Origin of the sequence: Streptomyces sp. WAC04114 (assembly GCF_019733245.1) — a bacterium.
GTDB classification, from domain to species: Bacteria; Actinomycetota; Actinomycetes; order Streptomycetales; family Streptomycetaceae; genus Streptomyces; species Streptomyces massasporeus_A.
On the sequence record NZ_JAIGQA010000254.1, the window covers coordinates 1 to 9,188 of the forward strand.

Genomic DNA, 9,188 nt, shown 5'->3' on the forward strand with positions numbered 1-9,188 from the left:
GCGGTGGGGTCGGGGAAGCGGGGCAGGGCGGTCAGGGAGGTGGTGTTGACGTACACGCGGTCGCCGTAGCGGGAGACCTCGAAGCGGCGTTCCACCCCGTCCACGTCGAGGATCACGAGCCGCGCGTCGGCGTGCACCACCCGCACCCCGTCCGCCTCCAGGCCTTCCCTGCCGTGCCGGTAGCGGGCCTCGTGTTCCTCGCCCGCCATCAGGTACCGCTTGCTCTGGGGCTGGGAGGCGACGTTGCGCCAGCCGCCGAAGCGGGAGCGGCCGTGGGCGTCGGCGAGGGCGGCGGCCAGGGGGGCGTGCGGGTCGGGGGACGGCTCGGTGAGGTCCGGCAGGTGGCGGTCGTAGAAGCCGGTGTCCATCCGGGCGGCGGTGAACTCGGGGTGGCGCAGGGAGCGGACCAGGAGGTCACGGTTGGTGACGGGGCCGTGGATCACCGCGCGGTCGAGGGCGGCGGCGAGCTTGCGGATCGCCTCGGCGCGGGTGGGGGCGTGGGCGACGACCTTGGCGAGCATGGGGTCGTAGTGGACGCCGATGTCGTCGCCGTCGGTGTAGCCGGTGTCCAGGCGCACGGCGTCGGGGACGGCGAGGCGGTGCAGGCGGCCGGTCTGCGGTGCCCAGTCGCCGGCCGGGTCCTCGGCGTAGAGGCGGGCCTCGACGGCGTGTCCGCGGGGCTGCGGGGGGTCCTCCGTGTGGGCGTGGCCCTCGGCGACGCGGATCTGCTCGGCGACGAGATCGATCCCGAACACCGCCTCCGTCACGGGGTGTTCCACCTGGAGACGGGTGTTCATCTCCAGGAAGTGCGCCCGGTCGCCCGCGACGAGGAACTCCACGGTTCCGGCGCCGACGTACTGCACCGCCCGGGCGGCCCGTACGGCGAGGGCGCGGACCTCCTCGTCGAGTGCGGCGGACAGTCCGGGCGCCGGGGCCTCCTCGATCACCTTCTGGTGACGGCGCTGGAGGGAGCAGTCACGGGTGCCGAGCGCCCACACCGTGCCGTGCGTGTCGGCGAGCACCTGCACCTCGACGTGCCGCCCGCCCTCCACGTACGGCTCGACGAACACCTCGCCGTCGCCGAAGGCGCTCGCGGCCTCGGCCCGGGCTGCGGCCGACTCGGCGTCCAGATCCTCCAGGTGCCGTACGACGCGCATGCCGCGGCCGCCGCCGCCCGCCGCCGCCTTCACCAGCACCGGCAGATCGGCCTCGGTGACCTCCCGCAGGGGCGCGATGCCCAGCAGCTCCTTGGCGCGCGTCTTGGACGCCATCGCCTCGATCGCCTCCGGGGGCGGCCCGATCCACACCAGGCCGGCGTCCTGAACGGCCCGCGCGAAACCGGCGTTCTCGGAGAGGAAGCCGTAACCGGGGTGCACGGCGTCCGCACCGGTGGCGAGGGCGGCCTTCACGATCAGGTCGCCGCGCAGATAGGTGTCGGCGGGCGCCGACCCCGGCAGCCGTACGGCGGTGTCGGCCACGCGCGCGTGGAGGGCGTTCGCGTCGGCGTCCGAGTGCACGGCGACCGTCCGGATCCCCGCCGCACGGCAGGTGCGCACGACACGGCAGGCGATCTCGCCCCGGTTCGCGACAAGAACTGAAGTGATCATGGGCCTCACATCCGGAAGACGCCGAAGCCGCCGCGGGCGCCCTCGTAGGGGGCGGTGTGGATCGCGGACAGGCACAGGCCGAGAACGGTGCGGGTGTCCCGCGGGTCGATGACGCCGTCGTCGTAGAGCCGCCCGGACAGGAACATCGGCAGCGACTCGGACTCGATCTGCTGCTCCACCATGGCGCGCAGCGCGGCGTCGGCCTCGTCGTCGTAGGGCTGCCCCTTCGCGGCGGCCGACTGGCGGGCGACGATCGACAGCACGCCGGCGAGTTGCTGCGGGCCCATGACGGCGGACTTGGCACTGGGCCAGGCGAAGAGGAAGCGGGGGTCGTAGGCGCGGCCGCACATGCCGTAGTGGCCGGCGCCGTACGACGCCCCCATGAGGACGGAGAGGTGGGGCACGCGGCTGTTGCTGACCGCGTTGATCATCATCGCGCCGTGTTTGATGATGCCGCCCTGCTCGTACTCCCTGCCGACCATGTAGCCGGTGGTGTTGTGCAGGAAGAGCAGGGGGATGTCGCGCTGGTTGGCGAGTTGGATGAACTGGGCGGCCTTCTGCGACTCCTCGCTGAACAGGACGCCCCGGGCGTTGGCGAGGATGCCGACGGGGTAGCCGTGCAGGGCGGCCCAGCCGGTGGTCAGGCTCGTCCCGTACAGCGGTTTGAACTCGTCGAAGTCGGAGGCGTCGACGATCCGGGCGATGACCTCGCGCGGGTCGAAGGGGCTCTTGAGGTCGCCGGGGACGATGCCCAGCAGCTCCTCCGGGTCGTACTTGGGCGGCTCGGCCGGGCCCGGATCCTCATACGCCTTGCGGTGGTTGAGGCGGGCGACCACGCGGCGGGCCTGGCGGAGCGCGTCCGGCTCGTCGACGGCGAAGTAGTCGGCGAGGCCCGAGGTGCGTGCGTGCATCTCGGCGCCGCCCAGGGACTCGTCGTCGCTCTCCTCCCCGGTCGCCATCTTCACCAGCGGCGGGCCGCCGAGGAACACCTTCGCCCGCTCCTTGACCATGATCACGTGGTCGGACATGCCGGGGATGTAGGCGCCGCCGGCGGTGGAGTTGCCGAAGACGACCGCGACGGTCGGGATCCCGGCGGCGGACAGCCGGGTGAGGTCGCGGAAGATGGCGCCGCCGGGGATGAAGATCTCCTTCTGGGACGGCAGATCGGCGCCGCCGGACTCCACCATGCTGATACAGGGCAGCCGGTTGGCGAGGGCGATGTCGTTGGCGCGCAGGGCCTTCTTCAGCGACCAGGGGTTGCTCGCTCCACCGCGCACGGTCGGGTCGTTGGCGGTGATCAGGCACTCCACGCCCTCCACCACCCCGATCCCGGTGACGAGGGACGCCCCGACGGTGTAGTCGCTGCCCCAGGCGGCCAGCGGGGACAGCTCCAGGAACGGCGTGTCGGGGTCGAGCAGCAGCTCAATGCGCTCACGGGCGAGGAGCTTGCCGCGCTTCCGGTGCCGTGCGACGTACTTCTCGCCGCCGCCCGCGAGGGCCTTGGCGTGCTCGGCGTCGAGTGCGGCGAGCTTGGCGAGCATCTCCTCGCGGTTGGCGCGGTGTTCGGGGCCGGCGGGGTCGAGCGCGGAGGTCAGGACGGTCACAGGAGGGCCTCCGGTATCTCCAGGTGGCGGGAGCGCAGCCATTCGCCGAGGGCCTTGGCCTGCGGATCGAAGCGGTGCTGCGCGGCGACGCCGGCGCCGAGGATGCCCTCGACGACGAAGTTGAGGGCGCGCAGGTTCGGCAGCGCGTGCCGTAGGACGGTCAGTTCGCGGCTTTCGGGGATGAGCTCCCGGAACCGTTCGGCGGTCAGCTCGTGCGCGAGCCACCGCCAGGCATCGTCCGTGCGCGCCCACACCCCGACGTTGGCGTTGCCGCCCTTGTCGCCGCTGCGGGCGCCCGCGACCAGTCCGAGGGGGGCGCGCCGGGTGGGCCCGGGCTCCGGCGGCTCCGGCAGGGGCGGCTGCGGCACCGCGTCGAGTACGGCCGTGTCGTGGGCCGGTGGCACGGGGATCCGGCGCCCGTCGTGGAGGACGGCCACATGGTCGACGGAACCATGGGGGACGTACACATTCTCGAAGACCCCATAGGGCGAGCCCTTTCCGGGTGGGGCCAGCACATGGAAGCCGGGATAGCTGGCCAGCGCCAGCTCCACGGCCGCCCCGCTCAGCGCCCGGCCGACAGCGCCCTGGTCGGGGTCCCGTACGACGAGCCGCAGCAGCGCGCTCGCCGTCTCCTCGGTCGGGGCGTCGGGGCGGTCGGTGCGGGCCAGCTCCCAGCGCACGTCTGCGACCTTGCCGAGAGCCGGTTCCAGCTGGTCCCGCACCAGGGCGGCCTTGGCCTCGATGTCGAGGCCGGTGAGCACGAAGACGACCTCGTTGCGGAAGCCGCCGAGCCGGTTGAGCCCGACCTTGAGGGTGGGCGGCGGCGCCTCCCCGCGCACGCCCTCGATCCGCACCCGGTCGGGCCCCTCCTGGCTCAGCCGTACGGTGTCCAGCCGGGCGGTGACGTCCGGTCCCGCGTACCGGGCCCCGGCCGTCTCGTACAGCAGCTGCGCGGTGACCGTGCCGACGTCGACGAAGCCGCCCGTGCCGGGGTGCTTGGTGATGACGCAGCTGCCGTCCTCGTGCAGCTCGGCCAGCGGGAAGCCGGGGCGGCGGGCGTCGCCGTCCCGGAAGAAGGCGTAGTTGCCGCCGGTGGCCTGCGCACCGCACTCCAGGACGTGCCCGGCGACCACGGCCCCCGCGAGCCGGTCGTGGTCCTGCGGTGTCCATCCGAAGTGGGCGGCGGCGGGCCCCGTGACCAGGGCCGCGTCCGTCACCCGCCCGGTGACGACGACGTCGGCGCCCGCCCGCAGGCACTCCGTGATGCCGAAGCCGCCGAGGTAGGCGTGGGCGGCGAGGGAGCCCGGGTACGCGGCCGTGAGATCGTCGCCCGCCACATGGGCGACGCGTACGGGGATGCCCAGCCGCTCGGCCAACCGCCCTACCGCGTCCGCGAGTCCGGCCGGGTTGAGCCCGCCCGCGTTGGTGACGATCCTGACGCCCCGCTCGTGCGCGAGAGCGAGGCACTCCTCCAACTGCCGCAGGAAGGTGCGCGCGTATCCGGCGCCGGGGTCCTTCAGGCGGTCCCGGCCGAGGATCAGCATGGTCAGTTCGGCGAGGTAGTCGCCGGTGAGGACGTCGAGTTCGCCGCCGGTGAGCATCTCGCGCATCGCGTCGAAGCGGTCGCCGTAGAAGCCGGAGGCGTTGCCGATGCGGAGGGTCACGAGGCCGACTCCTTCGGCGGGCGTCCGCCGCCCGGCGGTCCGGCGAAGGCCTGCGCGACGTCCAGCCAGCGGTCGGCGTCGGGGCCGTCGGCGCGCAGGGCGAGGTCGGTGCGGTGTGCGCGCTGGGTGACCAGCAGGCAGAAGTCGAGGGCGGTCCCGGTGAGGCGCTGCGCGGCGTCCTCGGGGCCGTAGGTCCACAGGTCGCCGGAGGGGGCGCGCAGTTCGACGCGGAAGGGGTCGGGGGGCGGGGTGAGGCCGTGCACGCCGAAGGCGAAGTCACGGGTCCGTACCCCGAGCCAGGCCACATGGCGCAGCCGGTCGGTGGGTGGGCTCACCACACCCACGGCGTCGACGACGTCCTGCCCGTGGGCCCACGTCTCCATCAGGCGGGCCGTCGCCATGGAGGGGGCCGACATGGGCGGGCCGTACCAGGGGAAGCGCGCCCCGGGCGGTGCGGCCCGCAGCGCCTCCTCCAGTGCCGCGCGGCCGCCGCGCCACCGGGCGAGCAGCTCGCCGGGCGGGAGCCGCGCGCCCTCCTCGGCTCCTTCGTCAACGAAGGAGCCGGGTGCGGCGAGGGCCTTCTCGACCAGGGCGTGGAAGCCGTCGGGGTCCGTGACGGCGAGCAGGGACGAGTGGTCCGTCCAGCCGAGATGGGCGATCTGGTGGGCCACGGTCCAGCCGGGCGCGGGGGTCGCGAGCGACCAGCGCCGCGGGGGCAACCCGGCCACGAGGCGGTCGAGTTCCTCGCTCTCCTCGCGCAGATCGTCGATCACGGACGTCGGATCGGACACGGGGCGCTCCCCTCGGGGCACGACGGTGTGCGGGGTGGTGAGGTGGGGGGTGATGCGGCGTGCGGGGTGGTGCGGCGTGGTGAGGAGCATGACAGCGGCACCGGAAACAATCAAGCGTGCTTGCATGAATTGTCGCGGCGGCCGGAAGCGTGCTCGTCGGCGGCGAGATCAATACACTCCGGGGCGCGCTCGTTCCATTGGTCACGCGTGCTGACGCGCCAGGCCGGGCACCCAGGCGGGACTTTGCGGACCCGCCCTGGGCCCGCACCGCCGCAGGCGTGTTCAGACGGCCTTGTCCGCTTCCCGCGCCGCCTCCTCCAGTCGCTGCCGATGGGCCTCCCACATGGCCCGGTCGCCCGGGGGCATGCTGTCCTTGCCCTGCGTCAGGCCGACCGACCCGTCGATGAGTTCGCGCACGATGTCGGCGTGGCCCGCGTGCCGGCTGGTGTCGGCGATCACGCGTACCAGGATGTGGTGCAGCCTGGCCTCCCGGCGCTCCTCGGGCCACCAGGGCACGCGACCGGTCGCGTCCAGCGGCAACGCCGCGATCGTGCCGTCCGCGTGCTCCCAGGCCCGGCGGTAGAGCCCGGCGATGTCCTGGCGCGACTCGTCGGGGGTGGCCCACATGTCGGCGTTGGGGGCGGCGTCCTGCGTGTACCACCAGGATGGTGGGTTCTCGTCGAAGTACGGCCGACCGAAGGTGTCGCCGAAGTATCCGAGCTCCACCCCCGCGACGTGCTTGACCAGCCCCAGCAGATTGGTGCCGGTGGGTGTCAGGGGGCGCCGGATGTCGTACTCCGAGAGCCCTTCGAGCTTCCACAGCAGGGCGTCACGGGCGTCCTGGAGATAGCGGAGGAGGTCGGCCTTGGGGTCTGTCGCGGTCATGCGCGCAGTGTGGCACCCGGCACCGGCAACGGGGCCGGGCCTGGGGCCGCTTCCCTCGCGGGCGCTCAGCCCTCCAGGCCCGTGCTCTCCAGCGCCGCCCGCTTCTTGCGGCCGCGGCCCACCTGGGTGCGCACCGCGCCCATGCTCGCCGCGACGACGAGGGCGATCGCGGCGGCCTCGGCGGCGCTGAGGGCCTGGTCGAGGATGAGGAACCCGGCCGTGGCGGCGATGGCCGGTTCGAGGCTCATCAGGATCGCGAAGGTGGAGGCGGGCAGGCGGCGCAGGGCGAGGAGTTCGAGGGTGTAGGGCAGCACGGAGGAGAGCAGGGCGACCGCCGCGCCCAGGCCCAGCGTCACCGGGTCGAGCAGCTTGGTCCCCGACTCGGCGATGCCCAGGGGCAGGAACAGCACCGCCCCCACCGCCATGGCCAGGGCCAGCCCGTCCGCCTGCGGGAAGCGGCGGCCCGTACGGGCACTGAAGACGATGTAGGCGGCCCACATGGCGCCCGCGCCCAGGGCGAAGGCCGTTCCCGTGGGGTCGAGCCCGCTGAAGCCTCCCCCGCCGAGGAGGAAGACACCGGCGAGCGCGAGCGCCGCCCATACGAGGTTGATCGCGCGGCGGGAGGCGAAGACCGAGAGGGCGAGCGGGCCGAGCACCTCCAGCGTGACCGCGGGGCCCAGCGGGATGCGCGCGACGGCCTGGTAGAAGAGGCCGTTCATCGCGGCCATGGTGATGCCGAAGACGACGACCGTGCCCCAGTCGGTGCGCGAGTGGCCGCGCAGCCGCGGGCGGCAGACCAGGAGCAGCACGACGGCCGCGACCAGCAGGCGCAGGGCCACCACTCCGAGGGCGCCCGCCCTGGGCATCAGCGTCACGGCCAGGGCGCCGCCGAACTGCACGGAGATCCCGCCCGCCAGCACCAGGCCCACGGGTCCGAGGGAACCGAGCCGGCCCGGGCCGGAGCCCGGCGCTGCGCCGTCGGGGGCGGCGGCGGTCGCGGGCTGGGGCGTGGTCACGCTGTCGGGGGTGGTCACGGGCGGTCCTGTACTTCTCGGCGCTGGGTCGGGGGCTGTGCGTACATCGGCATGCACTCCATGTACACCCGGATGCACTTGCCAGTCCAGAGTAATGGACTCAGTCAGGTGCGTAAACACCTTTTACCTCTGTCCCGGCCCGTGAGACACCGGACGCCCCGGCCCATCTCCTCAGCGGCGCGCCAGGTAAAGGTCGAACGCCCTGTAGAGCAGCCGGTTGAGCGGGTAGTCCCATTCGCCGAGGTACTCCACGGCCTCGCCGCCGGTGCCCACCTTGAAGCGGAGCAGGCCCAACAAGTGGCTGGACTCCTCCAGGGTGTCGGTGATGCCGCGCAGGTCGTAGACGGCGGCGCCGAGTTCGTGCGCGTCGGTCATCATCCGCCACTGCACGGCGCTGCTCGGCTGGACCTCGCGGCGGCGGGCCGTGGAGGCGCCGTAGGAGTACCAGACGTGGTCGCCGACGGTCAGCATGGTGGCCGCGGCGAGCACCTCACCGTCGTGGTACGCGAGATAGAGCCGCATCCGGTCGGGGTGTTCGGCGGTGAGCGCGCTCCACATGCGCTGGAAGTACGGCAGCGGGCGCGGGATGAACCGGTCCCGCTCGGCGGTCTCGCTGTACAGCTCGTGAAAGGCCGGCAGGTCCTCCAGGTCACCGCGGACGACCTTCACCCCGGCCTTCTCGGCCTTCTTGATGTTGCGGCGCCACTGCTGGTTCAGGCCGTCGTGGATGTCCTCCAGCGACCGGCCGGCGAACGGCACCTGGAAGACGTACCGGGGCTGGCCCGCGGCGAAACCGTCCTCGCCGGAGGCCTCGGACTGCCGCCAGCCCATGCGCCGCAGGCTGTCCGCGACCTGGCCGGCGCGCGGTTCGTACGACGTCGCCTTCACGTCGCGCAGCCGCCGCGCGGCCGGGTCCGCGATGGCCGCCTTGACCGCGTCGGCGCTCCAGCGGCGCACCACGACCGGCGGGCCCATCCGCACCGCGAAGGCGCCGCGCCGTCTCAGGTGCGCGAGCATCGGCTCCAGCAGGCGGTCGAGACCGGGCTCGTGCCAGTCGAGGAGCGGGCCCTCGGGCAGGTACGCGAGGTAGCGCGGCAGCCCGGGCACCCGGGGGCCGGGCAGCGGGCGCAGCAGCACCAGTCCGGCGCCGACGAGCTGCCCGCCGTCGTCGAACCAGCCGAGGCTCTCCGCCTGCCAGTCGGGCTTCACCTCGCCCCAGGAGGGGACCTGGGTGTGGCTGGCGGAGGGGCGGGCCGTGACGAACGCGAGGTGCTCGTCACGGGTGATCGGCTGGACACGGACGCTCATGCGCGGGCTCCTTCGAGCAGCGGCCCTCGACGGGCAGTGACTGGTGCCGCGAGCCTAGGAGCGGCGTCGCCCCTCCCCGCCTCAGACACTCGGTTCCACCGGCCTCGTGGCCCGAACGCCTCACCCAGGGCCGACTCGCCCCATGGCCCGGCCTCACCACAGTCCGCCCGACCCCATGGCCCGGCCCCACCCAGGGCCGGGCCATGGGGTCGGGCGGACTGTGGTGAGGCCGGGCCATGGGGCGGGCGGACTGTGGTGAAGGCCTGCGTGCGACGGGGTCGGCCCTGGGTGGGGC

At 73.5% G+C, this 9,188-nt stretch carries 7 protein-coding genes; all 7 read right to left on the bottom strand.

The features are described from left to right. Positions 1–1,607: acetyl/propionyl/methylcrotonyl-CoA carboxylase subunit alpha (locus tag K4G64_RS36640; protein ID WP_221760205.1), on the bottom strand; the 1,607-nt coding region annotated here is incomplete at its 3' end. Positions 1,608–1,612: 5 nt separating this feature from the next. After that, a complete protein-coding gene (locus K4G64_RS36645) occupies positions 1,613–3,211 on the bottom strand; it encodes an acyl-CoA carboxylase subunit beta (RefSeq protein ID WP_221760206.1) in 1,599 nt (532 codons plus the stop codon). Continuing rightward, the gene (locus tag K4G64_RS36650; protein WP_221760207.1) at positions 3,208–4,875 is read right to left on the bottom strand and encodes an acyclic terpene utilization AtuA family protein; all 1,668 of its coding nucleotides are present in this window, start codon (positions 4,873–4,875) and stop codon (positions 3,208–3,210) included. The genes K4G64_RS36645 and K4G64_RS36650 overlap by 4 nt, the downstream gene beginning before the upstream one ends. Next, positions 4,872–5,666 carry a TIGR03084 family metal-binding protein gene (locus tag K4G64_RS36655; RefSeq protein WP_221760211.1) on the bottom strand — a complete coding sequence of 265 codons (795 nt, stop codon included), beginning with the start codon at positions 5,664–5,666 and terminating at the stop codon, positions 4,872–4,874. The genes K4G64_RS36650 and K4G64_RS36655 overlap by 4 nt, the downstream gene beginning before the upstream one ends. A gap of 282 nt (positions 5,667–5,948) precedes the next feature. Beyond that, positions 5,949–6,551, bottom strand: a complete 603-nt coding sequence (locus K4G64_RS36660) for a DinB family protein (RefSeq protein WP_221760208.1) — start codon at positions 6,549–6,551, stop codon at positions 5,949–5,951. A gap of 65 nt (positions 6,552–6,616) precedes the next feature. Further along, positions 6,617–7,585, bottom strand: coding sequence for a DMT family transporter (locus tag K4G64_RS36665; protein WP_221760209.1), 969 nt, complete (start codon positions 7,583–7,585; stop codon positions 6,617–6,619). A gap of 171 nt (positions 7,586–7,756) precedes the next feature. Beyond that, positions 7,757–8,893: a peptidoglycan bridge formation glycyltransferase FemA/FemB family protein gene (locus K4G64_RS36670; RefSeq protein WP_221760210.1), complete on the bottom strand. Its 1,137-nt coding sequence runs from the start codon at positions 8,891–8,893 to the stop codon at positions 7,757–7,759. Positions 8,894–9,188 lie beyond the last annotated feature (295 nt).

Coding starts and splice junctions, on each gene's coding strand:
- K4G64_RS36660 (WP_221760208.1), bottom strand. CDS start 6,551: ATGACCGCGACAGACCCCAAGGCCGACCTCCTCCGCTATCTCCAGGAC.
- K4G64_RS36670 (WP_221760210.1), bottom strand. CDS start 8,893: ATGAGCGTCCGTGTCCAGCCGATCACCCGTGACGAGCACCTCGCGTTC.